Annotated in this window: 33 protein-coding genes; 31 read left to right on the top strand and 2 right to left on the bottom strand. The window is 66.0% G+C overall.

Translation table 11 applies throughout. From position 1 onward, the window contains the following. Nucleotides 1-6: 6 nt before the first annotated feature. The 30 genes from tuf (at nucleotide 7) to L3V18_RS08500 (ending at nucleotide 18,417) form a co-directional block, all read left to right on the top strand. Entirely contained in the window at nucleotides 7-1,197 is a 1,191-nt protein-coding gene (gene tuf, locus L3V18_RS08645; protein WP_237054291.1) for an elongation factor Tu, read from the top strand. A gap of 502 nt (nucleotides 1,198-1,699) precedes the next feature. Continuing rightward, entirely contained in the window at nucleotides 1,700-2,011 is a 312-nt protein-coding gene (gene rpsJ, locus L3V18_RS08640) for a 30S ribosomal protein S10 (protein WP_027070119.1), read from the top strand. A gap of 10 nt (nucleotides 2,012-2,021) precedes the next feature. Then, nucleotides 2,022-2,675 carry a 50S ribosomal protein L3 gene (gene rplC / locus L3V18_RS08635; protein ID WP_237054290.1) on the top strand — a complete coding sequence of 218 codons (654 nt, stop codon included), beginning with the start codon at nucleotides 2,022-2,024 and terminating at the stop codon, nucleotides 2,673-2,675. Between the two features lie 12 nt (nucleotides 2,676-2,687). Beyond that, nucleotides 2,688-3,293: a 50S ribosomal protein L4 gene (rplD, locus tag L3V18_RS08630; RefSeq protein ID WP_237054289.1), complete on the top strand. Its 606-nt coding sequence runs from the start codon at nucleotides 2,688-2,690 to the stop codon at nucleotides 3,291-3,293. Next, nucleotides 3,290-3,586 (top strand): 50S ribosomal protein L23, encoded by a 297-nt coding sequence (gene rplW / locus L3V18_RS08625; protein WP_111267077.1) that lies wholly within the window; start codon nucleotides 3,290-3,292, stop codon nucleotides 3,584-3,586. The genes rplD and rplW overlap by 4 nt, the downstream gene beginning before the upstream one ends. 10 nt (nucleotides 3,587-3,596) lie before the next feature. Further along, on the top strand, nucleotides 3,597-4,424 hold the full coding sequence (gene rplB / locus L3V18_RS08620; RefSeq protein ID WP_237054288.1) for a 50S ribosomal protein L2: 828 nt from the start codon (nucleotides 3,597-3,599) through the stop codon (nucleotides 4,422-4,424). Nucleotides 4,425-4,430: 6 nt separating this feature from the next. Next, a complete protein-coding gene (rpsS, locus tag L3V18_RS08615; protein WP_237054287.1) occupies nucleotides 4,431-4,697 on the top strand; it encodes a 30S ribosomal protein S19 in 267 nt (88 codons plus the stop codon). Nucleotides 4,698-4,707: 10 nt separating this feature from the next. Beyond that, a complete protein-coding gene (rplV, locus tag L3V18_RS08610; RefSeq protein WP_111267074.1) occupies nucleotides 4,708-5,043 on the top strand; it encodes a 50S ribosomal protein L22 in 336 nt (111 codons plus the stop codon). A 14-nt stretch (nucleotides 5,044-5,057) separates the two neighbouring features. After that, nucleotides 5,058-5,792 carry a 30S ribosomal protein S3 gene (gene rpsC / locus L3V18_RS08605; RefSeq protein WP_237054286.1) on the top strand — a complete coding sequence of 245 codons (735 nt, stop codon included), beginning with the start codon at nucleotides 5,058-5,060 and terminating at the stop codon, nucleotides 5,790-5,792. Between the two features lie 6 nt (nucleotides 5,793-5,798). After that, the gene (rplP, locus tag L3V18_RS08600) at nucleotides 5,799-6,212 is read left to right on the top strand and encodes a 50S ribosomal protein L16 (RefSeq protein ID WP_111267072.1); all 414 of its coding nucleotides are present in this window, start codon (nucleotides 5,799-5,801) and stop codon (nucleotides 6,210-6,212) included. Beyond that, nucleotides 6,212-6,397 carry a 50S ribosomal protein L29 gene (gene rpmC, locus L3V18_RS08595; RefSeq protein ID WP_237054285.1) on the top strand — a complete coding sequence of 62 codons (186 nt, stop codon included), beginning with the start codon at nucleotides 6,212-6,214 and terminating at the stop codon, nucleotides 6,395-6,397. Before rplP ends, rpmC begins: the two co-directional genes overlap by 1 nt. 9 nt (nucleotides 6,398-6,406) lie before the next feature. Continuing rightward, nucleotides 6,407-6,676, top strand: coding sequence for a 30S ribosomal protein S17 (rpsQ, locus tag L3V18_RS08590; RefSeq protein WP_237054284.1), 270 nt, complete (start codon nucleotides 6,407-6,409; stop codon nucleotides 6,674-6,676). A 16-nt stretch (nucleotides 6,677-6,692) separates the two neighbouring features. Further along, on the top strand, nucleotides 6,693-7,061 hold the full coding sequence (gene rplN / locus L3V18_RS08585; RefSeq protein WP_111267069.1) for a 50S ribosomal protein L14: 369 nt from the start codon (nucleotides 6,693-6,695) through the stop codon (nucleotides 7,059-7,061). A 17-nt stretch (nucleotides 7,062-7,078) separates the two neighbouring features. Continuing rightward, nucleotides 7,079-7,393: a 50S ribosomal protein L24 gene (gene rplX / locus L3V18_RS08580; RefSeq protein WP_237054283.1), complete on the top strand. Its 315-nt coding sequence runs from the start codon at nucleotides 7,079-7,081 to the stop codon at nucleotides 7,391-7,393. 11 nt (nucleotides 7,394-7,404) lie between these two features. Continuing rightward, on the top strand, nucleotides 7,405-7,944 hold the full coding sequence (rplE, locus tag L3V18_RS08575) for a 50S ribosomal protein L5 (protein ID WP_237054282.1): 540 nt from the start codon (nucleotides 7,405-7,407) through the stop codon (nucleotides 7,942-7,944). A 16-nt stretch (nucleotides 7,945-7,960) separates the two neighbouring features. After that, nucleotides 7,961-8,266 carry a 30S ribosomal protein S14 gene (gene rpsN / locus L3V18_RS08570; protein WP_237054281.1) on the top strand — a complete coding sequence of 102 codons (306 nt, stop codon included), beginning with the start codon at nucleotides 7,961-7,963 and terminating at the stop codon, nucleotides 8,264-8,266. A 197-nt stretch (nucleotides 8,267-8,463) separates the two neighbouring features. Further along, nucleotides 8,464-8,862, top strand: coding sequence for a 30S ribosomal protein S8 (rpsH, locus tag L3V18_RS08565; protein WP_237054280.1), 399 nt, complete (start codon nucleotides 8,464-8,466; stop codon nucleotides 8,860-8,862). A 13-nt stretch (nucleotides 8,863-8,875) separates the two neighbouring features. Further along, entirely contained in the window at nucleotides 8,876-9,403 is a 528-nt protein-coding gene (gene rplF / locus L3V18_RS08560) for a 50S ribosomal protein L6 (RefSeq protein WP_237054279.1), read from the top strand. Nucleotides 9,404-9,432: 29 nt separating this feature from the next. Beyond that, nucleotides 9,433-9,786 (top strand): 50S ribosomal protein L18, encoded by a 354-nt coding sequence (gene rplR / locus L3V18_RS08555; protein ID WP_237054278.1) that lies wholly within the window; start codon nucleotides 9,433-9,435, stop codon nucleotides 9,784-9,786. 161 nt (nucleotides 9,787-9,947) lie between these two features. Further along, complete coding sequence (rpsE, locus tag L3V18_RS08550; RefSeq protein ID WP_237054277.1) at nucleotides 9,948-10,487, top strand: 30S ribosomal protein S5; 540 nt, start codon at nucleotides 9,948-9,950, stop codon at nucleotides 10,485-10,487. Next, entirely contained in the window at nucleotides 10,480-10,677 is a 198-nt protein-coding gene (gene rpmD / locus L3V18_RS08545) for a 50S ribosomal protein L30 (RefSeq protein WP_237054276.1), read from the top strand. The genes rpsE and rpmD overlap by 8 nt, the downstream gene beginning before the upstream one ends. After that, on the top strand, nucleotides 10,677-11,123 hold the full coding sequence (gene rplO, locus L3V18_RS08540) for a 50S ribosomal protein L15 (protein WP_237054521.1): 447 nt from the start codon (nucleotides 10,677-10,679) through the stop codon (nucleotides 11,121-11,123). Before rpmD ends, rplO begins: the two co-directional genes overlap by 1 nt. A gap of 173 nt (nucleotides 11,124-11,296) precedes the next feature. Further along, a complete protein-coding gene (gene secY / locus L3V18_RS08535; RefSeq protein WP_425493504.1) occupies nucleotides 11,297-12,637 on the top strand; it encodes a preprotein translocase subunit SecY in 1,341 nt (446 codons plus the stop codon). A 429-nt stretch (nucleotides 12,638-13,066) separates the two neighbouring features. Then, on the top strand, nucleotides 13,067-13,423 hold the full coding sequence (gene rpsM / locus L3V18_RS08530; protein WP_237054274.1) for a 30S ribosomal protein S13: 357 nt from the start codon (nucleotides 13,067-13,069) through the stop codon (nucleotides 13,421-13,423). A gap of 12 nt (nucleotides 13,424-13,435) precedes the next feature. Then, nucleotides 13,436-13,828: a 30S ribosomal protein S11 gene (gene rpsK / locus L3V18_RS08525; protein ID WP_036212595.1), complete on the top strand. Its 393-nt coding sequence runs from the start codon at nucleotides 13,436-13,438 to the stop codon at nucleotides 13,826-13,828. 14 nt (nucleotides 13,829-13,842) lie between these two features. Next, the gene (gene rpsD / locus L3V18_RS08520; RefSeq protein WP_237054273.1) at nucleotides 13,843-14,472 is read left to right on the top strand and encodes a 30S ribosomal protein S4; all 630 of its coding nucleotides are present in this window, start codon (nucleotides 13,843-13,845) and stop codon (nucleotides 14,470-14,472) included. Between the two features lie 52 nt (nucleotides 14,473-14,524). Next, on the top strand, nucleotides 14,525-15,523 hold the full coding sequence (locus L3V18_RS08515) for a DNA-directed RNA polymerase subunit alpha (protein WP_237054272.1): 999 nt from the start codon (nucleotides 14,525-14,527) through the stop codon (nucleotides 15,521-15,523). Between the two features lie 292 nt (nucleotides 15,524-15,815). Further along, on the top strand, nucleotides 15,816-16,196 hold the full coding sequence (gene rplQ / locus L3V18_RS08510) for a 50S ribosomal protein L17 (protein WP_237054271.1): 381 nt from the start codon (nucleotides 15,816-15,818) through the stop codon (nucleotides 16,194-16,196). Nucleotides 16,197-16,376: 180 nt separating this feature from the next. Next, a complete protein-coding gene (locus tag L3V18_RS08505) occupies nucleotides 16,377-16,895 on the top strand; it encodes a disulfide bond formation protein B (RefSeq protein ID WP_237054270.1) in 519 nt (172 codons plus the stop codon). A 127-nt stretch (nucleotides 16,896-17,022) separates the two neighbouring features. Then, nucleotides 17,023-18,417, top strand: a complete 1,395-nt coding sequence (locus L3V18_RS08500) for a class II 3-deoxy-7-phosphoheptulonate synthase (RefSeq protein WP_237054269.1) — start codon at nucleotides 17,023-17,025, stop codon at nucleotides 18,415-18,417. A gap of 66 nt (nucleotides 18,418-18,483) precedes the next feature. Here the strand turns inward: L3V18_RS08500 and L3V18_RS08495 are convergent, their stop codons facing one another. Together L3V18_RS08495 and typA are read right to left on the bottom strand one after the other, a co-directional pair. Continuing rightward, on the bottom strand, nucleotides 18,484-20,166 hold the full coding sequence (locus tag L3V18_RS08495; RefSeq protein ID WP_237054268.1) for an amidase: 1,683 nt from the start codon (nucleotides 20,164-20,166) through the stop codon (nucleotides 18,484-18,486). 314 nt (nucleotides 20,167-20,480) lie between these two features. Continuing rightward, complete coding sequence (gene typA / locus L3V18_RS08490) at nucleotides 20,481-22,322, bottom strand: translational GTPase TypA (protein WP_237054267.1); 1,842 nt, start codon at nucleotides 22,320-22,322, stop codon at nucleotides 20,481-20,483. Nucleotides 22,323-22,567: 245 nt separating this feature from the next. Between typA and L3V18_RS08485 the strand changes: the two genes are divergently transcribed. Continuing rightward, nucleotides 22,568-23,074 carry a peptidylprolyl isomerase gene (locus tag L3V18_RS08485; RefSeq protein ID WP_237054266.1) on the top strand — a complete coding sequence of 169 codons (507 nt, stop codon included), beginning with the start codon at nucleotides 22,568-22,570 and terminating at the stop codon, nucleotides 23,072-23,074. Nucleotides 23,075-23,215: the final 141 nt, after the last annotated feature.

Raw genomic sequence — 23,215 nt, 5'->3', positions numbered from 1 at the left:
ACAGCCATGGCTAAAGGTAAATTCGAGCGCACCAAGCCGCACGTGAACGTCGGCACGATCGGCCACGTTGACCACGGCAAGACCACGCTGACGGCAGCGCTGACGAAGGTGGGCGCCGAGCGTTTCGGTGGAGAGTTCAAGGCGTACGACGCGATCGACGCGGCGCCGGAAGAGAAGGCGCGCGGCATCACGATCTCGACGGCGCACGTGGAGTACGAAAGCCCGACGCGTCACTACGCGCACGTGGATTGTCCGGGCCACGCCGACTACGTGAAGAACATGATCACGGGTGCGGCGCAGATGGACGGTGCGATCCTGGTGTGTTCGGCGGCGGACGGCCCGATGCCGCAGACCCGCGAGCACATCCTGCTGGCGCGTCAGGTCGGCGTGCCGTACATCGTGGTGTTCCTGAACAAGGCCGACATGGTGGACGACGCCGAGCTTCTGGAGCTGGTGGAGATGGAAGTGCGCGAGCTGCTGAGCAAGTACGACTTCCCGGGCGACGACACCCCGATCATCAAGGGTTCGGCGCTGAAGGCGCTGGAAGGCGACCAGTCGGAGATCGGCGTGCCGGCGATCCTGGCGCTGGTGGACGCGCTGGACAGCTACATTCCGGAGCCGGAGCGCGACATCGACAAGGCGTTCCTGATGCCGGTCGAGGACGTGTTCTCGATTTCGGGTCGCGGCACGGTGGTGACGGGCCGTATCGAGCGCGGCGTGATCAAGGTGGGCGACGAGATCGAGATCGTCGGTATCCGTCCGACCACCAAGACCACGGTCACGGGCGTGGAGATGTTCCGCAAGCTGCTGGACCAGGGGCAGGCGGGCGACAACGCGGGTCTGCTGCTGCGCGGCACCAAGCGTGACGAGGTGGAGCGTGGCCAGGTGCTGGCCAAGCCGGGTTCGATCACCCCGCACACGGACTTCGAGGCCGAGGTGTACGTGCTGTCGAAGGACGAGGGTGGCCGTCACACGCCGTTCTTCAAGGGCTACCGTCCGCAGTTCTACTTCCGCACCACCGACATCACCGGTGCGGTGACGCTGCCGGAAGGCACCGAGATGGTGATGCCGGGCGACAACGTGAAGATGGCCGTCCAGCTGATCAATCCGGTGGCGATGGACGAGGGTCTGCGCTTCGCGATCCGCGAAGGCGGCCGCACCGTCGGCGCGGGCGTCGTCGCCAAGATCATCAAGTGATCTGATCCAGTGCGGTTGCGCATGGCGCAGCCGCGTGCCGGTCGACATGCCGTTCCCATTCCCGGGCGTAGCAGCGCGGGCTCGGGGCGGAGGTCCGCCGGCTGGACGCGACAGACCCTTGGCCGGGATCTCCGGCTGAACGGGCGAAACGGGCCAACGATGGCCGGCGCTTGCGCCGGCCGGCGATAACCCGTTAGAATGCGCGACCACCGCGCAGGTCCGTCTTACCGGGTCTGCGCAACCAGCGAAATGAGGGGCAGGAGGCACCTCGTATTCGCCAGACAGGGACTCGTCGCGCGGCAAATGCCGCTCCGGACTTCACGGGTCCCGAGTGGTGCTGCGCGTTCAGGTATTCCGTCTGGGCGGGCCGGGCAACCGGCCTGCCTTGTTTGTCTGAGCAGGAAGCTCCGGAGCGAGGGTGAAGGCTCCGGGGCATTGGCTTTTTCAAGGGTCGGCACACCCAGAGGCCGGCCTGTCGCTCTTTTAACCGAGGAATTCCGTCATGGCGGACCAAAAGATCCGGATTCGGCTCAAGGCGTACGATCATCGTCTGATCGACCGCTCGGCCAGCGAGATCGTCGAGACGGCCAAGCGGACCGGCGCGCAGGTGCGCGGCCCGATCCCGCTGCCGACCAAGATCGAGCGTTACACCATTCTCGTTTCTCCGCACGTCGACAAGGACGCGCGCGACCAGTACGAGACCCGCACGCACAAGCGCGTGCTCGACATCGTCGACCCCAACGACAAGACCGTGGACGCGCTGATGAAGCTCGAGCTCGCGGCGGGCGTCGACGTCCAGATCAAGCTGACCTGAGGCCGCTACCATGACCGCGAAGAAGTATTCGTTGGGCATCGTCGGTCGCAAGGCCGGCATGAGCCGCGTGTTCACCGCCGACGGCAAGTCGGTGCCGGTGACCCTGATCGAGGCCACCCCGAACCGCATCACCCAGATCAAGACCGTCGACAGCGACGGCTACAGCGCCGTGCAGGTCACCGCCGGCGTCAAGCGCGCGTCGCTAGTCAACAAGCCCGAAGCCGGGCACCTGGCCAAGGCCAAGGTCGAAGCCGGCCGTGGCCTGTGGGAGTTCCGCGTTGGCGACGACCAGATCGACGGTTTCGAGGTTGGCGGCGAGATCAAGGCCGACATCTTCGAGGCCGGCCAGATCGTCGACGTCCAGGGCGTGACCAAGGGCAAGGGCTTCCAGGGCACCATCAAGCGGCACAACTTCCGCATGGGCGACGCGACGCACGGCAACTCGCTGTCGCACCGCGCGCCGGGTTCGATCGGCCAGCGCCAGACGCCGGGCCGTGTGTTCCCGGGCAAGAAGATGTCCGGCCACATGGGCGCCGTGCAGCAGTCCACGCAGGGCCTCGAAGTGGTGAAGGTCGACGCCGAGCGCGGCCTGATCGCCATCAAGGGTGCCGTGCCGGGCGCGCCGGGTGGCGACGTCATCGTGCGTCCGACGAGCAAGGCATAAGGAGAGATGACGATGGAACTCGCCATCAACAACAGCAAGAAGACGTTGTCGGTCTCCGATGCGATCTTTGGCCGTGAGTTCAGCGAAGACCTGGTCCATCAGGTGGTCGTGGCTTACCGCAATGCCGGCCGAGCCGGCACCAAGGCCCAGAAGACCCGCTCCGAAGTCGCCGGCACCACCAAGAAGTCCAAGCGCCAGAAGGGCGGTGGCGCCCGTCACGGTGCGTTGACCGCGCCGATCTTCGTCGGCGGTGGCGTGACCTTCGCCGCGAAGCCTCGCAGCTTCGAGCAGAAGGTCAACCGCAAGATGTACCGCGCCGCGATCGCCGCGATCCTGTCGGAGCTCAACCGCCAGGGCCGGATCAAGGTCGTCGAGAGCTTCGATGTCGACGCCGCCAAGACCAAGGGTCTGGTCGCGAAGCTGAAGGAGCTGGAAGTCGGTCAGCGTCCGCTGATCGTCACCGAGGAAGCGACCGAGAACCTGTACCTCTCGGCACGCAACCTGCCGTATGTCGAAGTCCGTGACGTGCAAGGCCTGGATCCGGTCGCGCTGGTTGGCGCCGACTCGGTCGTGGTCACCGCCGATGCGGTCAAGAAGATCGAGGAGTGGCTGGCATGAACGAGGCCAAGCTCTACACCATCATCCGTGCGCCGCGCGTGTCCGAGAAGACCGCGCGTCTGCAGGAAGTTTCCAACCAATACGTCTTCGAAGTGGCGACGGACGCGACCAAGGCCGACATCAAGGCCGCCGTCGAGAAGCTGTTCGACGTCAAGGTCGAGGCGGTCAATGTCGTGAACGTGAAGGGCAAGAGCAAGGCCTTCCGTTTCCGCATGGGCCGTCGTGCCGACTGGCGCAAGGCGTACGTGAAGCTGGCCGAAGGCCAGTCGATCGATGTGATGGCCACGGCCTGAGGATAGACCCATGGCATTGATGACATTCAAACCCACCTCGGCTGGCCGTCGTTCGGCCGTCCGCGTGGTGACGCCGGGCCTGCACAAGGGCGCGCCGCATGCCGCGCTGGTCGAGAAGAAGAACAAGACCGGTGGCCGCAACCACCACGGCCGGATCACCACCCGCCACGTCGGTGGTGGCCACAAGCAGCACTATCGCCTGATCGACTTCAAGCGCAACAAGGAAGGCATTCCGGCGCGCGTGGAACGGATCGAATACGATCCGAACCGCACCGCCCACATCGCCCTGCTGTGTTACGTCGACGGCGAGCGCCGCTACATCATCGCTCCGAAGGGCCTGAAGGCCGGCGACCAGGTGATCGCGGGCCGCGACGCGCCGATCCGCGTCGGCAACACACTGCCGCTGACCAACATCCCGGTCGGTTCGACGGTGCACTGCATCGAGATGAAGCCGGGCAAGGGTGCCCAGCTGGCACGCGCCGCCGGCGCCGGTGTCCAGCTGGTCGCGCGCGAGCATGGCTACGCGACCCTGCGTCTGCGTTCCGGCGAAATGCGAAAGGTGCCGGCCGAGTGCCGCGCCACCATCGGCGAGGTCGGCAACGACGAGCACAACCTGGAGAAGCTGGGCAAGGCCGGCGCCAAGCGTTGGCGCGGCGTTCGCCCGACCGTCCGCGGCGCGGCCATGAACCCGGTCGACCACCCGCACGGCGGTGGTGAGGCCAAGGCCGGCCAGGGCAACCCGCACCCGGTCACCCCGTGGGGCGTTCCGACCAAGGGTTACAAGACCCGCAAGAACAAGCGCACCCAGCAGTTCATCGTGCGCGATCGCAGGAGCTAATCGGCCATGGCACGTTCACTGAAGAAGGGCCCGTTCGTCGACCATCATCTGATGAAGAAGGTGGAGACCGCGGGCAACAACAAGAAGCCGATCAAGACCTGGTCGCGTCGCTCGATGATCCTGCCGGAGATGGTGGGCTTCACCATCGCCGTGCACAACGGTCGCAATCACATCCCCGTGCTGGTCAACGAGAACATGGTTGGCCACAAGCTCGGCGAGTTCGCCCTGACCCGTACCTTCAAGGGTCACGGCGGCGACAAGAAGAGCCGCTAAGGAGATGACCATGGAAGCGAAAGCCATCCTGCGCACCGCGCGCATCTCCCCGCAGAAGGCCCGTCTGGTCGCCGACCAGGTGCGCGGCCTTTCGGCCGAGCGTGCCGTCAACCTGCTGAAGTTCTCCGACAAGAAGGCGGCGGGCATGATCCGCAAGGTCGTCGAGTCGGCGATCGCCAACGCGGAGAACAACCAGGGCGCCGACATCGACGAGCTCAAGGTCAAGACCATCATGGTGGACGAGGGTCCGACGCTGAAGCGCTTCATGGCGCGGGCGAAGGGCCGCGGCACCCGGATCCTCAAGCGCACCAGCCACATCACCGTGGTTGTGGGCGCGGGCAAGTAAGGCGGAGTCAGACTATGGGTCATAAAGTTCATCCGACCGGCATCCGCCTGGGCATTGCCAAGGACTGGAATTCCAAGTGGTTCGCCAACAAGAAGCAGTACGCCGAGTTCCTGGCGTCTGACCTCAAGGTCCGCGAGATGCTTCGCAAGAAGCTGTCGCAGGCCGGGATCTCCCGCATCTTCATCGAGCGTCCGGCGAACAACGCCCGCGTCACGATCCACACCGCCCGTCCGGGCGTGGTGATCGGCAAGCGTGGCGAGGACATCGAGAAGCTGCGCAAGGAGGTCAGTGACCTGATGGGCGTCCCGGCGCACATCAACGTCACGGAGGTCCGCAAGCCCGAGCTGGACGCGCAACTGGTCGCCGAGTCGATCGCGCAGCAGCTCGAGCGTCGCATCATGTTCCGCCGCGCGATGAAGCGTGCGGTCGGCAATGCGATGCGCCTGGGCGCGCTGGGCATCAAGGTCAACGTCGCCGGCCGTCTCAACGGTGCTGAAATCGCCCGTTCGGAGTGGTACCGCGAAGGCCGAGTCCCGCTGCACACCCTGCGTGCGGACATCGACTACGGCTTCGCCGAGGCGAGGACGACGTACGGCATCATCGGCATCAAGGTGTGGGTCTACAAGGGCGAGATCTTCGATTTCTCCCAGGTCGGTCAGGAAAAGCCGGAAGAGAGCTCGCGCGGTGACCGCGGCGATCGCCCCTCCCGTCCGGCGCGCCCGGCCCGCCAGCCCCGCGAATCGAGGTAAACGACCATGTTGCAACCCAAGCGAACCAAATACCGCAAGGTGCACAAGGGCCGTAACGAGGGCCTGAGCTGGAACGGCAACGCCGTCAGCTTCGGCGAGTACGGCCTGAAGGCCACTGCGCACGGCCAGATCACCGCGCGCCAGATCGAGGCGGCCCGTCGTTCGATCAGCCGTTACGTCAAGCGTGGCGGCAAGATGTGGATCCGCGTGTTCCCGGACAAGCCGATCACCAAGAAGCCGATCGAAGTCCGAATGGGCTCGGGCAAGGGCAACGTCGAGTACTGGGTCGCCCAGATCCAGCCCGGCCGCATGATTTACGAGATCGAGGGCGTCAGCGAGGAAGTGGCACGCGAGGCGTTCCGCCTGGCCTCGGCCAAGCTGTCGGTCACCACCACTTTCGTTACCCGGACGGTGCGCTGATGGAACTCAAGCAACTCCGCGAGAAATCCGCTGACGAGCTGAAGGCCCACCTGGTCGAGCTGCAGAAGGAGAGCTTCGCCCTCCGCATGCAGAAGGCCACCGGCCAGCTCGCCAAGACCCACGAGGCCCGTCGCGTGCGCCGCGAGATCGCGCGCGTCAACACGCTGCTCGGCCAGAAGAAGTAAGGACCCGCCATGACCGACAACAATACAGAGAAGGCACTGCGCACGGTCGAGGGGCGCGTGGTCAGCAACAAGATGGACAAGACCGTCACGGTGCTCGTCGAGCGCCAGGTCAAGCATGCCCTCTACGGCAAGTACATCCGTCGCTCGACCAAGCTCCACGCCCACGACGCAGACAACGCATGCAACGAGGGCGACATCGTCCGCGTGAGCGAGTGCGCGCCGATGTCCAAGACCAAGAACTGGCGTGTGGTGCAGATCGTCACCCGCGCTGCCGAATAACCGAGGAGGCTGAATCATGATCCAGATGCAAAGCTACCTCGGGGTGGCCGACAATTCCGGTGCGAAGGAAGTGATGTGCATCAAGGTGCTGGGCGGCTCCAAGCGCCGTTACGCCGGCATCGGCGACATCATCAAGGTGACCGTCAAGGACGCCATTCCGCGCGGCAAGGTCAAGAAGGGCGACGTCTACGACGCCGTGGTCGTGCGTACCCGCAAGGGTGTGCGTCGCCCGGACGGCTCGTTGATCCGCTTCGACGGCAACGCCGCAGTGCTGCTCAACAACAAGCATGAGCCGATCGGCACCCGTATCTTCGGGCCGGTGACCCGTGAGCTTCGTTCCGAGAAGTTCATGAAGATCGTCTCGCTCGCGCCTGAAGTGCTCTGAGCGGAGGAGATAGAGAAATGAACCGTATCCGCAAGGGTGACCAAGTCATCGTCACCGCCGGCAAGGACAAGGGCAAGAAGGGCGACGTGATCCGCGTCGACGGCGACAAGGTCGTCGTGTCGAACGTCAACATCGTCAAGCGCCACACCAAGCCGAACCCGCAGGCCGGCCAGCCTGGCGGCGTGATCGAGCGCGAGGCGCCGATCCACATTTCCAACGTCATGCTGTTCAACCCGGCCTCCGGCAAGGGTGAGCGCATTGGTTTCAAGGTGCTGGAGGATGGACGCAAGTTGCGTGTGTTCCGCTCCAGCGGTGAGGCGGTCGACGCCTGAGGAATGCCCAAATGACCCGGCTTGAAAAGATTTACAAGGAAGAGGTGGTTCCGGTACTGACCGAGAAGTTCGGTTACAAGAACCCGATGGAAGTGCCCCGCCTCGTCAAGATCACGCTCAACATGGGCGTCGGCGAAGCCGCCACCAACAAGAAGATCCTCGAGAACGCCGTCGCCGACATGGCCAAGATCACCGGTCAGCAGCCGATCGTGACCAAGAGCCGCGTCTCGGTGGCCTCGTTCAAGATCCGCGACGGCTGGCCGATCGGCTGCAAGGTGACCCTGCGTCGCGCCAAGATGTACGAGTTCCTCGACCGTCTGGTGAACGTGGCCCTGCCGCGCGTCCGCGACTTCCGCGGCGTGTCGGGCAAGTCGTTCGACGGCCGCGGCAACTACAACATGGGCGTGAAGGAGCAGATCATCTTCCCGGAGATCGACTACGACCAGGTCGACGCGCTGCGCGGCATGGACATCGCGATCACCACGACCGCGAAGACCGACGCCGAGGCGCGGGCGCTGCTCGAGGCCTTCCGCTTCCCGTTCCGCAACTGATCCGAGGACACACACCATGGCCAAGACCTCAATGGTCAACCGCGAGATCAAGCGGGCCAAGCTGGCGGCGAAGCATGCCGCCAAGCGCGACGAGCTGAAGAAGATCATCTCCAGCGAGACCGCGTCGTACGAAGAGAAGATGGACGCCGCCGTCAAGCTGCAGAAGCTGCCGCGCGACTCCTCGCCGAGCCGTCAGCGCAACCGCTGCGCCCTGACTGGTCGCCCGCGCGGCGTCTACAGCAAGTTCGGCCTGGGCCGCAACAAGCTGCGCGAAGCCACGATGAAGGGCGACGTGCCAGGCCTGCGCAAGGCCAGCTGGTAACGCGACAAGCGCTCCCCGGGGCATCGAGGAGCGCAAACCCCGGCAGGTTCTGCTAGACTTGCCGGCTTGCCCCGTCCGGGAGGCCATGGCCTCCCATGGCGGGGCGTCGCCGCTTCGGTGGCGGACGACAACGAAGAAAACACTGCTGAAAAGCCGCAATCCCGCGGATATCGGTGCTACTCATAAGGTGACATTCCATGAGCATGACTGATCCCATCGCCGACATGCTGGTCCGCATCAAGAATGCGGCGGCTGTCCGCAAGTCGACGGTGAAGATGCCGTCGTCGAAGATCAAGGTCGCAATCGCCAACGTCCTCAAGGACGAGGGCTACATCCTCGACTCCCAGGTCACCGATCTGGGCAACGGCAAGGCCGAGCTCGAGATCGCGCTGAAGTACTACGAAGGCAAGCCGGTGATCGAGCGCCTCGAGCGCTACTCCCGTTCCGGCCTGCGCCAGTACCGCGGCAAGTCCGAGCTGCCGAAGGTCCTCGGCGGCCTCGGTATCGCCATCATTTCCACCTCGAAGGGCATCATGACCGATGCGCAGGCGCGCCAGCAGGGCGTCGGCGGTGAGGTCCTGTGCTTCGTGGCCTAAGGGAGGAATAGAAATGTCCCGAGTTGCCAAGAAGCCGGTCGCCCTCCCGAAGGGCGTCGAGCTGAACATCCAGGCCGACAGCATCAGCGTCAAGGGCCCGAAGGGCACCCTGTCCGTCGCCAAGCCGGCCGGGGTCGAGGTCAAGGTCGAGGACGGTCAGGCCGTGCTGTCGGCTGCCGATCCGACCCGCATCGCGATCACCGGCACCATCCGCGCGATCCTGGCCAACATGGTCAAGGGCGTGTCCGACGGTTTCGAGCGCAAGCTCGAGCTGGTCGGCGTCGGCTATCGCGCGTCGATGCAGGGCAAGGATCTGAACCTGTCGCTGGGCTTCTCGCACCCGATCGTGTTCCCGGCTCCGGAAGGCATCACCATCGCCACGCCGTCGCAGACCGAGATCCTGGTGCAGGGCGCCGACAAGCAGCGCGTCGGCGAGGTCGCCGCCAAGATCCGCGGCTTCCGTCCGCCGGAGCCCTACAAGGGCAAGGGTGTGAAGTACGCCGACGAAACCATCATCCGCAAGGAAGCCAAGAAGGCCTAACCGGGTCTTCAGCTTTCGAGGTACAGATCATGAAGAAGAACATCGCCCGTCTGCGCCGCGCCAAGTCGACCCGCGCGCACATCCGCGAGCTCGGTGTGCCGCGCCTGTCGGTGCTGCGCACCGGTCAGCACCTGTATGCCCAGGTCTTCACTGCCGACGGCTCGAAGGTCCTGGCCGCCGCCTCGACCACCCAGGCCATCGTCAAGGACGGCCTGAAGAACGGCCACAACATGGAGGCCGCCGCCAAGGTGGGTCGCGCGATCGCCGAGAAGGCCAAGGCCGCCGGCATCGAGAAGGTTGCGTTCGATCGCTCGGGCTACCGTTATCACGGTCGCATCAAGGCGCTGGCCGATGCCGCCCGCGAGGGTGGCCTGCAGTTCTGAGGCTTGAAGCGGCGTGGGGGCGACCCCATGCCGCCGTTCCACCTGCCGGTGCGGGTTGCGCCGGACGTGCCGCCGAGTTCTCGGCGCTGCGAAACACCCGAAACGTTGCACAACGATAAGCGGCAGTGCCGCAAATTTGTTCAAACACAGGAACCGGAAAGATGGCAGAAGATCGTGCACCGCGGGGTCGTGATCGCGACCGTAACCGCGAAGAGATCGATGATGGGATGGTCGAGAAGCTGATCGCGGTCAACCGCGTCAGCAAGACCGTCAAGGGCGGCCGCCAGTTCACCTTCACCGCGCTGACCGTGGTGGGTGACGGCGAGGGCCGCGTCGGCTTCGGCTATGGCAAGGCCCGCGAGGTGCCGGTCGCCATCCAGAAGTCGATGGAGTACGCGCGCAAGAGCATGGTCAACGTCGACCTGAACAACGGCACGCTGTGGCACCCGGTCAAGTCGCGCCACGGTGCGGCAAACGTGTTCATGCAGCCGGCTTCCGAGGGTACCGGCGTGATCGCCGGCGGCGCGATGCGCGCCGTGCTCGAGGCGGTCGGCGTGAAGAACGTGCTGGCCAAGGCGGTCGGCTCGCGCAATCCGATCAACCTCGTGCGTGCGACCGTGCGCGGCCTGGCGGACATGCAGTCGCCGGCCAAGATCGCGGCCAAGCGCGGCAAGAAGGTGGAGGATCTGAGCCATGGCTAAGAAGCCGGAAGCTGCCGGCACCGTCAAGGTGCGCCTGGTCAAGGGCCTGCGCGGTTCGCAGTCGCGTCACCGCCTGTCGGTGCGTGCGCTGGGCCTGAACAAGCTCAACGATGTCCGCGAACTTAAGGACAGCCCGCAGGTGCGTGGCCTGATCAACAAGGTCCATTACCTGGTCCGGGTGGAGGAGTAATCGTCATGCGTCTGAATACACTCAAGCCGGCCCCCGGCGCCCGCACCGAGCGCACCCGCGTCGGTCGCGGTATCGGTTCGGGCCTGGGCAAGACCGCCGGTCGCGGCCACAAGGGCTCGTTCGCGCGCGCCGGCAAGGGCAAGATCAAGGCTGGTTTCGAAGGCGGCCAGATGCCGATGCACATGCGCCTGCCGAAGATCGGCTTCCGCTCGCGCATGGCAAAGGACACCGCCGAAGTGCTGCTGTACCAGCTGGACAGGCTGGAGGCCGGCGAGATCGATTTCGCCGCGCTGCGCGCCGCCAAGCTGGTGCCGAGCACCGCGAAGAAGGCCAAGATCGTCAAGAAGGGCGAGCTGACCAAGGCGTTCGTCATCAAGGGCCTGCAGGCGACGGCCGGAGCCAAGGCGGCGATCGAAGCCGCCGGCGGCAAGGTCGAGGCCGAGTAACAACGGGGCGGCGCGGCATGCCGCGCCGTCACCGCAGAGACGCCCGGTCGGGACGGCCGGGCCGGACGATCCGAAGTCGGCGATGTTGCGCCAGGGATGGCGGCCCAGCTCTCTCCGGAGAGGTTCGATAATCGTGCGAATGGGAGCACTTGATGTCACGCAGTGGTAGTGCAATGGCCGGCATGGGCGGCGGACTCGGCAAGTTCACCGAGCTTCGTCAGCGCCTGCTGTTCGTCATCGGCGCGCTGATCGTCTACCGCATCGGATGCTACATCCCGGTGCCCGGCGTCAATCCGGACGCCATGCTCCAGCTGATGGAGAGCCAGGAAGGCACCATCGTCGACATGTTCAACATGTTCTCCGGTGGAGCCCTGTCGCGTTTCAGCCTGTTCGCGCTGAACGTGATGCCGTACATCTCCTCGTCGATCATCATCCAGCTGCTGGTCAACATGGTGCCGAGCCTGAAGGCCATCCAGAAGGAAGGCGAGTCAGGCAGGCGCAAGATCAACCAGTGGTCGCGGATGGGCGCCATCCCGCTGGCGATCTTCCAGGCCTGGGGCATCGCGACGGCGCTGCAGGCCGGCGGTGCCAGCCAGGGCATCGAGGTGGTCTACAACCCGGGCCCCGGCTTCATCCTGACCGCCGTGGTCGCATTGACCGCCGGCACGATGTTCCTGATGTGGCTCGGCGAACAGATCACCGAGCGCGGCGTCGGCAACGGCATTTCGCTGATCATCTTCGCGGGTATCGTCGCGGGCCTGCCGTCGGCGGTGATCGGGATGTTCCAGCAGATCAACAACGGCGACATGAACGCGATCAACGCGATCCTGATCACCGCGATCGTGCTCGGCTTCACCTATTTCGTGGTGTTCGTCGAGCGTGGACAGCGCCGGATCACCGTGAACTACGCCCGACGCCAGGGCGGCCGCAATGCGTACATGAACCAGTCGTCGTTCCTGCCGCTGAAGCTGAACATGGCAGGCGTGATCCCGGCGATCTTCGCGTCGAGCATCGTGATGTTCCCGGCGACCGCGGCCAACTGGTTCAGCCAGGGCAGCTCGTCGTCGTGGCTGCTCCAGCTCAGCCAGTGGCTGAATCCGGGCGAGCCACTGCACATGATCCTGTATGGCGGAATGATCGCGGGTTTCGCGTTCTTCTATACGGCTCTGGTCTTCAACTCGCAGGAAACCGCCGACAACCTGAAGAAGTCGGGTGCGCTGATCCCGGGTATCCGTCCCGGCAAGGCGACGGCGGAGTACGTCGACGGCGTGCTGACCCGCCTGACGGCGGCCGGCGCCGCCTACCTGGTGCTGGTCTGCCTGTTGCCGGAAGTCATGCGCAAGGAGCTGAACACCTCGTTCTACTTCGGCGGCACCTCGCTGTTGATCGTGGTCGTGGTGGTGATGGACTTCATCGCGCAGATCCAGGCGCATCTGATGTCGCACCAGTACGAGAGCCTGCTGAAGAAGGCCAACCTGAAGGGTTCCCGCGGCGGCCTCCCGGGCCGCTCCTGAGCCTGAACGCGAACCGGTCGGTCCGCCGTCCGGTTCGAGCCGCCGCGTGAGCCTGATGTAGGCTTGCGGCGAATCGCGGTACCGGCGGGGTCGATGGCCCCGCGCCAAGGCGGCAGCCTTCGGGCACCGCGCCGACCCGGATTCCCGTCCGGGCACATTGATGGGCGACTCGCGTGGCGGTTCCGGGCGCGAGTGGATCCAGGCCATACGCGCACCAGAGTAGTGCGCGGGGCCGGGCAGGGCGGAAACAGCGCCAGGTCCGGTACAGCCGGGGTCCGTCGCCGGAGCATGGGCACACTCCCCATGCCGGGTCCAGCGCCGCCGTACGGGCGCGGGACTTCCTGGAAAGCCGGAATCTTGGTATAATTTCCGATTCACTCCGCCGGGCAGCGCCGCTGTCCGGCCGCCAAACCAGTTGGAGATCGCGTTATGGCGCGTATTGCGGGCGTCAACCTGCCTCCCCAGAAGCATGTCTGGGTCGGTATCCAGAGTATCTACGGCATCGGTCGTACCCGTTCGGTCCAGGTCTGCGACGCAGCCGGGGTCGAGAAGACGACCAAGATCCGGGACCTGTCCGAGCCGGAAGTCGAGCGCCTGCGCGCCGAGATCGGCAAGTACGTGGTCGAGGGCGACCTTCGCCGTGAGATCGGCATGTCGCTGAAGCGTCTGATGGACCTGGGCTGCTACCGCGGCCTCCGTCATCGTCGTGGCCTGCCGCTGCGCGGCCAGCGCACCCGTACCAACGCGCGTACCCGCAAGGGCCCGCGCAAGGCCATCAAGAAGTAAGGAACCCAGACCATGGCCAAGCCGGCACAAGCCAAGACGAAGAAGAAGATCAAGCGGGTCGTCACCGACGGCATCGCCCACGTCCACGCTTCGTTCAACAACACCATCATCACGATCACCGACCGCCAGGGCAATGCGCTGTCGTGGGCGACTTCGGGCGGCGCGGGTTTCCGCGGTTCGCGCAAGTCGACCCCGTTCGCGGCGCAGGTCGCCGCCGAGAAGGCCGGCCGCGCCGCGCTCGACTACGGCGTGAAGTCGCTGGAGGTCCGCATCAAGGGCCCCGGCCCGGGTCGTGAGTCCGCCGTGCGTTCGCTGAACAACGTCGGTTACAAGATCATCAACATCATCGACGTGACGCCGATCCCGCACAACGGGTGCCGTCCGCCGAAGAAGCGTCGCGTCTGAGGAGCTGAAAGAACATGGCTCGTTATATCGGTCCCAAGTGCAAGCTCTCGCGTCGTGAAGGCGCCGACCTCGGTCTGAAGTCGCCGGCTCGCGCACTCGACTCCAAGTGCAAGCTGGAGCAGAAGCCCGGCCAGCACGGTCCCAACGCCCGCCGCGGCAAGCTGTCGGACTACGCCAACCAGCTGCGCGAGAAGCAGAAGGTCAAGCGTATCTACGGCCTGCTGGAGCGCCAGTTCCGCAACTACTACAAGAAGGCCTCGACCAAGAAGGGCAACACCGGCGAGAACCTTCTGCAGCTTCTCGAGACCCGTCTCGACAATGTCGTCTATCGCATGGGCTTCGCTGTGACCCGTCCGGCCGCGCGCCAGCTGGTTTCGCACCGCGGTGTCACCGTCAACGGCAAGTCGGTCAATCTGCCTTCGTATCAGGTCAAGGCCGGCGACGCGATCGCGCTGTCCGAGCGCGCCCAGAAGCAGCTCCGCGTCCAGGAGTCGCTGACCGTGGCGCAGCAGATGGACCTTCTCCCGTCGTGGGTCGAGGTCGACAGCAAGAAGTTCAGTGGCGTGTTCAAGGCGGTTCCTGATCGTGCCGATCTGCCGTCCGACATCAACGAAGCGCTGATCGTCGAGCTGTACTCGAAGTAATCCATTTCACGTGCCTCCGACCCCCGCGGAGGCTCGCAGGAGACACCCAAACATGACGGTTACCGCCAATCAGGTACTGCGCCCGCGCGGTCCCCAGATCGAACGACTCAACGGCAACCGTGCCAAGGTCGTGATCGAGCCGCTGGAACGCGGCTATGGTCACACCCTCGGCAACGCGTTGCGTCGCGTGCTGCTGTCCTCGATCCCCGGCTTCGCCATCACCGAGGTCGAGATCGACGGCGTGCTGCACGAGTACACCACCGTGGAAGGCCTGCAGGAGGACGTGCTCGAGGTGCTGCTGAACCTCAAGGACGTCGCCATCCGCATGCATACCGGCGAAACCGCGACCCTGGTCCTGAGCAAGCAGGGCCCTGGTGTCGTGACGGCCGGCGACATCAAGGCCGACCACAACGTCGAGATCATCAATGCCGACCATGTGATCGCGCACCTGACCAAGGACACCGCGGTCAACATGCGCCTGAAGATCGAGCGCGGCTACGGTTACCAGCCGGCCGCCGCCCGTCGCCGTCCGGACGAGGACACCCGTGCGATCGGCCGCCTGATGCTGGATGCCAGCTTCAGCCCTGTCCGTCGCGTGGCCTACGCTGTCGAGGCTGCCCGCGTCGAGCAGCGCACCGATCTGGACAAGCTGGTGCTGGACATCGAGACCAACGGTACGATCGACGCAGAGGAAGCCGTGCGCACCGCCGCCGACATCCTGACCGACCAGCTTTCGGTGTTCGGCGACTTCACCCAGCGCGACCGTGGTCAGGCCAAGCAGCCGACCGGCGGCGTGGATCCGATCCTGCTGCGCCCGATCGACGACCTCGAGCTGACCGTGCGTTCGGCCAACTGCCTGAAGGCGGAGAGCATCTACTACGTCGGCGACCTGATCCAGAAGACCGAGGTCGAGCTGCTGAAGACCCCGAACCTCGGCAAGAAGTCGCTGACCGAGATCAAGGAGGTCCTCGCCCAGCGCGGCCTGTCGCTCGGCATGAAGCTCGAGAACTGGCCGCCCGCCGGCATCGCTTCGCACGGAATGATGGGGTGAGATAGCGCGTTTGCGAGCCACTGGCTCGCGCGCTACCGAACGCCCGTCCACGGATGGACGGGCAGGGCTCTGCGGAGCCCGCGACGCCTCGCCAAGGATGGCATCGGCAACATCTAGGGCACGGCTGGCCAAGCTACTCTCACCAGCCAATGCTCCAGCCGACGGGCAGCAAGCCCGCGGCACGCCGGCCAGGGAGACAGGCCGGTACGGACCACCCGCAGTCCATTGCTCCAGCGCCTGGATGGCGACAACGAAGTCCAACGATCCAACATTCATCTAGGAAGCAAACGTCATGCGCCACCAGAAATCAGGACGCAAGTTCAGCCGCACCAGCGCCCATCGCGACGCGATGTTCCGCAACATGGCCGCGTCCCTCTTCAAGCACGGACTGATCCGTACCACCCTGCCGAAGGCCAAGGAGCTGCGCCGGGTCGCCGAGCCGCTGATCACCCTCGCCAAGACCGACGGCGTCGCCAACCGCCGCCTCGCGTTCGCGCGCCTGCGCGACAAGGAAGCGGTCGGCACCCTGTTCGTCGAGCTGGGCCCGCGCTACCGCGAGCGTCCGGGCGGCTACCTGCGCATCCTCAAGTGCGGCTTCCGCGCGGGCGACAATGCGCCGATGGCCTACGTCGAGCTGGTCGACCGGCCGCAGGTCGCCGAAGCCGTCGAGTAAATGAGTCGGCCGGGGGGGAGTTCCGCCGCCCCAGGTTCGCAAAGACGCTCCACAAGCCCCGGTCGCCGGGGCTTGTGCGTTTGTGACGGTGGATAATCCCGGGCCCGGCCGGCAAGAGGGCTGGTGCCCACGACGTCCGGGCTATGGGCAGAGCGGCAAAGAGTCCGTAAGCTGCCGCGCATGAACCGATCAACACGCCTCGCCGTCGCATCGTTCCGCAGCCGCTTCCTGCTGGGCTTCCTGGCCTGCGCCGGGCTGATCGGCTTCGCCCTCTACACGCAGTTGCGCGAGGTCGATCCACTCGAGCCCTGTCCGCTGTGCATCTTCCAGCGGATCGCGTTCGCGGCGCTGGGCGTGGTGTTCCTGCTCGGCGGGCTGCACGCGCCGGCGGGTGCGCTCGGCCGCCGCATCTACGGCGTGCTGGCCATGCTGGCGGGCATTGTCGGGCTCCTGATCGCCGGTAATCACGTCCGCCTGCAGCATCTGCCGCCGGACCAGGTGCCGGCCTGCGGGCCGGGACTGGACTACATGCTCGAAGCGATGCCCATCTCCGGCGTGATCCGCAAGGTGATGACCGGTTCGGGCGAGTGCGCCAACGTCGACTGGACGTTCCTCGGGCTGTCGATGCCGACCTGGAGTCTGGTCTGGTTCGTGCTGTTGACCGGATGGGCCTGCTACGCGGCGTTCCGTCGCAGTTGAGCGCCGCGGACCGTGCCCGCCGCGGAATGCCGCGACTGAACGAGCGGCTCGGTTGCCGAGGAAACCGTTGCAGCGCCGACACGATCGGCGGATGATGGCTTGCCGCGATGCAACAAGCACAGCTGTCATGTCGAGCACCGAACGCAACATCCAAGCCGTGAAACTCCCTATGGACTGGGCCCCGGATTCCTGGCGCAGCCGCACAGCGCTGCAGCTGCCGACCTATCCGGACGCGGCCGAGCTGGAGGGCGTGCTTGACGAGTTGCGGGCGTTGCCGCCGCTGGTGACCTCGTGGGAGATCCTCGCGCTCAAGCAGCAGCTCGCCGAGGCGCAGGAGGGCAAGCGCTTCCTGCTGCAGGGCGGCGATTGCGCGGAGACCTTCGACGCCTGTTCGTCCGACGTGATCTCCAACCGGCTGAAGGTGCTGCTGCAGATGAGCCTCGTGCTCGTCCATGGGATGCGCAAGCCGGTGGTCCGCGTCGGCCGTTTCGCCGGGCAGTACGCGAAGCCGCGCTCGGCCGACACCGAGACCGTCGACGGCGTCAGTCTGCCGAGCTACCGTGGCGACATGGTCAACGCGCCGGCATTCACCGAGGCGGCGCGCCGTCCCGATCCGCGCCGCATGATCAAGGGCCACGCGCGTTCGGCGATGACGATGAACTTCGTCCGCGCACTGATCGACGGCGGTTTTGCCGACCTGCACCATCCCGAGTACTGGAACCTGAGCTGGGTCGGCCATTCGCCGCTGGCCGACGAATATCGCCGCATGGTCAACGCGATCGGCGACGCGGTGCGCTTCATGGAAACACTGTCCGGCAGCGAGGTGCACAACCTCAACCGCGTCGATTTCTACACCTCGCACGAGGCGCTGCTGCTGCCGTACGAGGAATCGATGACCCGGCAGGTGCCGAGGCACTGGGGCTGGTTCAACCTGAGCACGCATTTTCCGTGGGTCGGCATGCGTACCGCAGCGGTCGACGGCGCCCACGCCGAGTACTTCCGCGGCATCCGCAACCCGATCGCGTTGAAGGTCGGACCATCGGTGACTGCGGACCAGCTGCTGAGGACGATCGATCTGCTCAATCCCGAGGACGAGCCGGGCCGGCTGACCTTCATCCACCGGATGGGCGCGACCGGGATCGCCGAGAAGCTGCCGCCGCTGCTCGATGCGGCGCGTCGCGACGGGCGCCGGGTGCTGTGGGTCTGCGATCCGATGCATGGCAATACCGAGAGCACGACGAACGGGTACAAGACCCGTCGCTTCCGCAACATCCGCAGCGAGCTGGAGCAGGCGTTCGAGCTGCATGCCGCGGCCGGCACGCGGCTGGGTGGCGTCCACCTCGAGCTCACTGGCGAAGACGTGACCGAGTGCCTCGGCGGTGCCCGCGAGCTGACCGAGAGCGATCTGGAGCGTGCGTACAAGTCCACCGTCGACCCGCGCCTGAACTATGAGCAGGCGCTTGAAGTGGCAATGTTGATCGTACGCAAGCAGGCCCAGCTGGGCGCGCCGACGAGCGCCTGAATCCGGAGCGGGCCCCGTCCTGTTCTGGAGGGATGCGCGTCGACTGTTCGGCCCAGCCGGCGGCGATCAGCCGCCGGAGCCGTTTTCGGGTGTTGGCTCGCGGCCGGCGTCTGCGGCGGCGGTGTCCAGCGGCAGCGTCGGCAGGAAGCGCGGCGGAATGCGGGCACGGGTCTTCTGCTCGAATGCATGGGCGAGCGCGATCAGTCTCGCTTCGCTCCACGCCGGCCCCATGAGCACGATGCCGACCGGCAGGCCGTGCACGTCGCCCATCGGCACGGTGATGCTGGGCGTGCCGGCGACCGCGGCCACTCCGTAGCCCGCGCCGAGAAAGTGATCGCCGTTGACCAGGTCGATCGGCCAGGCCGGTGATACCGCCGGGGCGACGATGGCATCGAGTTCGTGTGCGGCGACGGTGGCGTCTATCCCTTCGGTGCCGGCGAGCCGACGCGCATCCATCCGCGCCTGGACGTAGACCTCGCCATCCAGCGGCCCGCGCTGCCGGGCCTGTTCGAACAGCTCCTGCCCGAACCATCGCATCTCGACGTCGGCATGCCTGCGGTTGTAGTCGATCAGTCCCGCGAGCGTCTTCACCGGTGCATCGCCATTGCGCAGGTAGTGCTCGATGCCGTGGCGGAACTCGTGCAGCAGCACCTCGAACTCGGCATCGCGCCATTGGCCGTCGGTGGCGATGGCGACGTCGACCAGTTCGGCGCCGGCCTCGCGCATCGCCTCCAGGTTGCGTTCGAATACCGCGTCGACGCCGTCGTGGAATCCGAGCGCATCGCGCAGCACGCCGATCCGTGCGCCGCGCAAGCTGCCGGCATCCAGCCGTGCGTGGTAGTCGAAGATCGCGCGTCCGGTGCTTTCGATGGTGCGCACGTCGCGCTCGTCGCGACCGACCATCGACGACAGCAGCACCGCGGCGTCGGCCACCGTCCGGGCCATCGGGCCAGCGGTGTCCTGGCTGCTGGAGATCGGCACGATGCCGCTGCGGCTGATCAGACCGACGGTCGGTTTGATGCCGACCAGGCCGGCCACCGCCGACGGGCAGATGATGCTGCCGTCTGTCTCGGTACCGACGCCGGCCGCGGCAAGGCTGGCGGCGATCGCGCTGCCGGTGCCCGAGCTGGAACCGCAGGGCGAGCGGTCCAGAACGTACGGATTGCGGGTCTGCCCGCCGCGTGCGCTCCAGCCCGAACTCGAACGGGTGGAGCGGAAGTTCGCCCATTCGCTGAGGTTGGTCTTGCCGAGGATCACCGCACCGGCTTCGCGCAGGCGCGCCACCACGAAGGCATCGCCAGACGGCCGGTATCCGGCCAGCGCCATCGAGCCTGCAGAGGTGACCATCGGCATCGCGTCGATGTTGTCCTTGAGCAGGATCGGGATGCCGTGCAGCGGGCTGCGCACGCGGCTGGCCGCGCGCTCGGCATCGAGCACCGCCGCTTCCTCCAGTGCTTTCGGGTTGAGTTCGATCACCGCGTCGAGGCGGGGACCGGCGTCGTCGATGGCGGCGATCCGATCCAGGTAGGCCCGGGTCAGCGAGACGCTGCTGAGCTTGCCATGCGCCATGTGCGCCTGGAGCTCGGCGATGCCGACTTCGGCAAAGGCAAAATCCGCGCCGCCGCTGGTCGCGGTGATCGCGGCCGCAGCGGTGGTCTGGTCGACGGATGGCGGACTGTCGTTGTCCACGGCCCGCTGGCAGGCGGTCGGGCCGATGAGCAGCGCAGCCAGTAGCAGGCACTGGCGCATGGCGATTCCCCGGTCGCAGATGGCTGCTCCGAGCATAGGCGATCGCCGGTGGCCGATACTGTGGACGGATTCGCGGGTGGCGCCAACGGTTGTGGTGGCGGGCTGTGCGGTGTGCCCGGTCGGCATGATGCCGCTGCCCGCCCCGAGATCCCCGCGCGCATGGATCACGGATGCGGCAATCGAGTCGTGGCCGGCGTCGGCTCCAGGACGACCCCCGCGACCAGCGCGGCCTCTGTCAGCGGGAACGGCGGACAAGAAAATGGCAGCGGGAGATCGCTCGCGCTGCCATTTTCGGGTATCGCGGGGCGTGGCGCTCAGGCTGCGCGCGATGCCCGCTTGCGGTCGCTTTCGGTCAGGAATTTCTTGCGCAGGCGGATCTCCTTTGGCGTGATCTCCACCAGCTCGTCGTCCTCGATGAAATCCAGGGCCTGTTCCAGCGAGAACTTGATCGCCGGGCTCAGCGCGATGGCGTCGTCCTTGCCCGAGGCGCGCATGTTGGTCAGCGGCTTGGGCTTGATCGCGTTGACGGTCAGGTCGTTGTCCTTGGAGTGGATGCCGACCAGCTGGCCTTCGTACACCGAGTCGCCTTCGGCAGCGAACAGCTTGCCGCGCTCCTGCAACGGTCCCAGCGAGTAGGCGGGGGTGGTGCCGGCGGCATTGGCGATCATCACGCCGTTGATCCGCTTGGCGATCGCGCCCTGTTCCTTCGGGCCGTAATGGTCGAACACATGGAACAGCAGGCCCGAACCCTGGGTCAGGGTCTTGAACTCGTTCTGGAAGCCGATCAACCCACGTGCCGGGATCATGTACTCGAGGCGCACGCGGCCCTTGCCGTCGGGCTCCATGTTCTTCAGCTGGCCCTTGCGGACGCCCAGCTTCTCCATCACGCCGCCCTGGTGGATCTCCTCCACGTCCACCACGAGCTGCTCGATCGGCTCCATCAGCTGGCCGTCGATCTCCTTGATGATCACTTCAGGGCGCGACACCGCCAGCTCGAAGCCCTCGCGGCGCATGTTCTCGATCAGCACCGACAGGTGCAGTTCGCCTCGGCCGGAGACGAGGAACTTGTCCGCGTCCTCCAGCTGCTCGACCTTGAGCGCCACGTTGTGGACGGTCTCGCGTTCTAGGCGGTCCTTGATCTGGCGGCTGGTCAGGAACTTGCCGCCCGACAGGTCGCGGTTGCCCGCGAACGGCGAGTTGTTGACCTGGAAGGTCATCGAAATCGTCGGCTCGTCGACGGTCAGCGGCGGCAGCGCCTCCGGGGTGTCGAGGGCGCAGACGGTATCGGAGATGGTCAGTTCCTGGATGCCGGAAATGGCGACGATGTCGCCGGCCTGCGCGCTGTCCTGCTCGATCCGCTCCAGGCCCATGAAGCCCAGCACCTGCAGCACCTTGCCCTGGCGCTTCCTGCCCTCGCGATCGATCACGGCGACCGGCATGTTCTTCCTCAGGGTGCCGCGCTGGATGCGGCCGATGCCGATCACGCCGACGAAGTTGTTGTAGTCCAGCTGGCTGATGCGCATCTGGAACGGACCGTCCGGGTCCACCTCCGGCATCGGCGCGTGCTGCATGATCGCCTCGTACAGAGGGGTCATGTCGCCCGAGCGGACGCTGTCGTCGAGGCTGGCGTAGCCATTCAGCGCCGAGGTGTAGACGATCGGGAAGTCGAGCTGCTCGTTGGTCGCGCCGAGCTTGTCGAACAGGTCGAACACCTGGTCGATCACCCAGTCCGGGCGTGCGCCGGGGCGATCGATCTTGTTGACCACGACGATCGGCTTGAAGCCCATCGCGAACGCCTTCTGGGTCACGAAGCGCGTCTGCGGCATCGGGCCGTCCATCGCGTCGACCAGGATCAGCACGGTATCGACCATCGACAGCACGCGCTCGACCTCGCCGCCGAAGTCGGCGTGGCCTGGTGTGTCGACGATGTTGATCCGGTTGCCGTTCCAGGTGATGGCGGTGTTCTTGGCTAGGATCGTGATGCCACGTTCCTTCTCCTGGTCGTTGCTGTCCATCACGCGCTCGGCGAGGACGGTGCGCTCGGAAAGGGTGCCGGACTGCTTCAGCAGGCAGTCGACGAGGGTGGTCTTGCCATGGTCGACGTGGGCGACGATGGCGATGTTGCGCAGGCGTTCGACGGAGTTGGATGCGGACATGCGGAAAGGACGCCGGCGAAGGCGTCAGGCTCGCGGAGGGAAGCCGGTCATTATATCCGGCAAACGGTCTCCAGACACGCGGGCGTGCGGTTTCCGGCCCCGGCTGCGCTATTCTAGGCGGTCCGCATTCAGCATCCTGCCCCCGGTGCCGGCGTTCATGTGCCGTCGACCCGGGATGGCGGACTCTGGAGCCTTCCCCCGGCGTCGTTCGCGACGTACCAGCCTCACACCAGGAGCCGTATCCAATGTCCCTGATCGCCACCTTCGATACCGACCGCGGCCCGATCCGCGTCGAGCTCGCCGCCGACAAGGCGCCGTTGACCGTCGCCAGTTTCGTGAACCTGGCCCGGCGCGGCTTCTACGACGGCCTCAACTTCCACCGTGTCATCGCCGACTTCATGATCCAGGGCGGCTGCCCGCTGGGAACCGGCACCGGCGGCCCAGGCTACCGTTTCGAGGACGAGACCGGCAACGGCCTGACCCACGAACGCGGCGTGCTGTCGATGGCCAATGCAGGGCCGGGCACCAACGGCAGCCAGTTCTTCATCACCCACGTGCCGTGCCCGTGGCTGGACGGCAAGCACACCGTGTTCGGCAAGGTGGTTGAAGGCATCGAGGTCGTCGACAAGATCCAGCAGGGCGACGAGATCCGCACCGTGAAGATCGAAGGCGACGTCGAGCCGGTGCTTGCCGCCAAGGCCGATCGGGTCGCCGACTGGAACCAGACCCTGGACGCGAACGCCCGCGCGTGAGCTCGCCGCGCTGCCGCGCGGTGCCGCATCCATGTCGCCCCCGGGCCCTGCCGGTCCGGGGTTTTTCGTGTCCGCAGGCGACGCCCGCGCGTTCGTGCCGGAGGGCGAGGCATCCGCGTACGAACCGCGGCCCAAGGATGG

Origin of the sequence: Marilutibacter chinensis, assembly GCF_021725675.1 — a bacterium.
GTDB lineage: Bacteria > Pseudomonadota > Gammaproteobacteria > Xanthomonadales > Xanthomonadaceae > Marilutibacter > Marilutibacter chinensis.
This window is presented reverse-complemented; position numbering and strand designations above follow the sequence as displayed.

Bases quoted from the DNA above. Each gene is read 5' to 3' on its own strand.
- rplQ (WP_237054271.1), top strand. From the start codon at position 15,816: ATGCGCCACCAGAAATCAGGACGCAAGTTCAGCCGCACCAGCGCCCAT.
- L3V18_RS08515 (WP_237054272.1), top strand. From the start codon at position 14,525: ATGACGGTTACCGCCAATCAGGTACTGCGCCCGCGCGGTCCCCAGATC.
- rplN (WP_111267069.1), top strand. From the start codon at position 6,693: ATGATCCAGATGCAAAGCTACCTCGGGGTGGCCGACAATTCCGGTGCG.
- rplR (WP_237054278.1), top strand. From the start codon at position 9,433: ATGAAGAAGAACATCGCCCGTCTGCGCCGCGCCAAGTCGACCCGCGCG.
- rpsJ (WP_027070119.1), top strand. From the start codon at position 1,700: ATGGCGGACCAAAAGATCCGGATTCGGCTCAAGGCGTACGATCATCGT.
- rpsK (WP_036212595.1), top strand. From the start codon at position 13,436: ATGGCCAAGCCGGCACAAGCCAAGACGAAGAAGAAGATCAAGCGGGTC.
- rpsN (WP_237054281.1), top strand. From the start codon at position 7,961: ATGGCCAAGACCTCAATGGTCAACCGCGAGATCAAGCGGGCCAAGCTG.
- L3V18_RS08495 (WP_237054268.1), bottom strand. From the start codon at position 20,166: ATGCGCCAGTGCCTGCTACTGGCTGCGCTGCTCATCGGCCCGACCGCC.
- tuf (WP_237054291.1), top strand. From the start codon at position 7: ATGGCTAAAGGTAAATTCGAGCGCACCAAGCCGCACGTGAACGTCGGC.
- rpsH (WP_237054280.1), top strand. From the start codon at position 8,464: ATGAGCATGACTGATCCCATCGCCGACATGCTGGTCCGCATCAAGAAT.
- rpsD (WP_237054273.1), top strand. From the start codon at position 13,843: ATGGCTCGTTATATCGGTCCCAAGTGCAAGCTCTCGCGTCGTGAAGGC.
- rpsQ (WP_237054284.1), top strand. From the start codon at position 6,407: ATGACCGACAACAATACAGAGAAGGCACTGCGCACGGTCGAGGGGCGC.
- rpsE (WP_237054277.1), top strand. From the start codon at position 9,948: ATGGCAGAAGATCGTGCACCGCGGGGTCGTGATCGCGACCGTAACCGC.
- rplD (WP_237054289.1), top strand. From the start codon at position 2,688: ATGGAACTCGCCATCAACAACAGCAAGAAGACGTTGTCGGTCTCCGAT.
- secY (WP_425493504.1), top strand. From the start codon at position 11,297: ATGGCCGGCATGGGCGGCGGACTCGGCAAGTTCACCGAGCTTCGTCAG.
- rplP (WP_111267072.1), top strand. From the start codon at position 5,799: ATGTTGCAACCCAAGCGAACCAAATACCGCAAGGTGCACAAGGGCCGT.
- rplX (WP_237054283.1), top strand. From the start codon at position 7,079: ATGAACCGTATCCGCAAGGGTGACCAAGTCATCGTCACCGCCGGCAAG.
- L3V18_RS08500 (WP_237054269.1), top strand. From the start codon at position 17,023: ATGTCGAGCACCGAACGCAACATCCAAGCCGTGAAACTCCCTATGGAC.
- rpmC (WP_237054285.1), top strand. From the start codon at position 6,212: ATGGAACTCAAGCAACTCCGCGAGAAATCCGCTGACGAGCTGAAGGCC.
- rplB (WP_237054288.1), top strand. From the start codon at position 3,597: ATGGCATTGATGACATTCAAACCCACCTCGGCTGGCCGTCGTTCGGCC.
- rpsM (WP_237054274.1), top strand. From the start codon at position 13,067: ATGGCGCGTATTGCGGGCGTCAACCTGCCTCCCCAGAAGCATGTCTGG.
- rplV (WP_111267074.1), top strand. From the start codon at position 4,708: ATGGAAGCGAAAGCCATCCTGCGCACCGCGCGCATCTCCCCGCAGAAG.
- rpsS (WP_237054287.1), top strand. From the start codon at position 4,431: ATGGCACGTTCACTGAAGAAGGGCCCGTTCGTCGACCATCATCTGATG.
- rpmD (WP_237054276.1), top strand. From the start codon at position 10,480: ATGGCTAAGAAGCCGGAAGCTGCCGGCACCGTCAAGGTGCGCCTGGTC.
- typA (WP_237054267.1), bottom strand. From the start codon at position 22,322: ATGTCCGCATCCAACTCCGTCGAACGCCTGCGCAACATCGCCATCGTC.
- L3V18_RS08505 (WP_237054270.1), top strand. From the start codon at position 16,377: ATGAACCGATCAACACGCCTCGCCGTCGCATCGTTCCGCAGCCGCTTC.
- rplE (WP_237054282.1), top strand. From the start codon at position 7,405: ATGACCCGGCTTGAAAAGATTTACAAGGAAGAGGTGGTTCCGGTACTG.
- L3V18_RS08485 (WP_237054266.1), top strand. From the start codon at position 22,568: ATGTCCCTGATCGCCACCTTCGATACCGACCGCGGCCCGATCCGCGTC.
- rplW (WP_111267077.1), top strand. From the start codon at position 3,290: ATGAACGAGGCCAAGCTCTACACCATCATCCGTGCGCCGCGCGTGTCC.
- rplF (WP_237054279.1), top strand. From the start codon at position 8,876: ATGTCCCGAGTTGCCAAGAAGCCGGTCGCCCTCCCGAAGGGCGTCGAG.
- rpsC (WP_237054286.1), top strand. From the start codon at position 5,058: ATGGGTCATAAAGTTCATCCGACCGGCATCCGCCTGGGCATTGCCAAG.
- rplC (WP_237054290.1), top strand. From the start codon at position 2,022: ATGACCGCGAAGAAGTATTCGTTGGGCATCGTCGGTCGCAAGGCCGGC.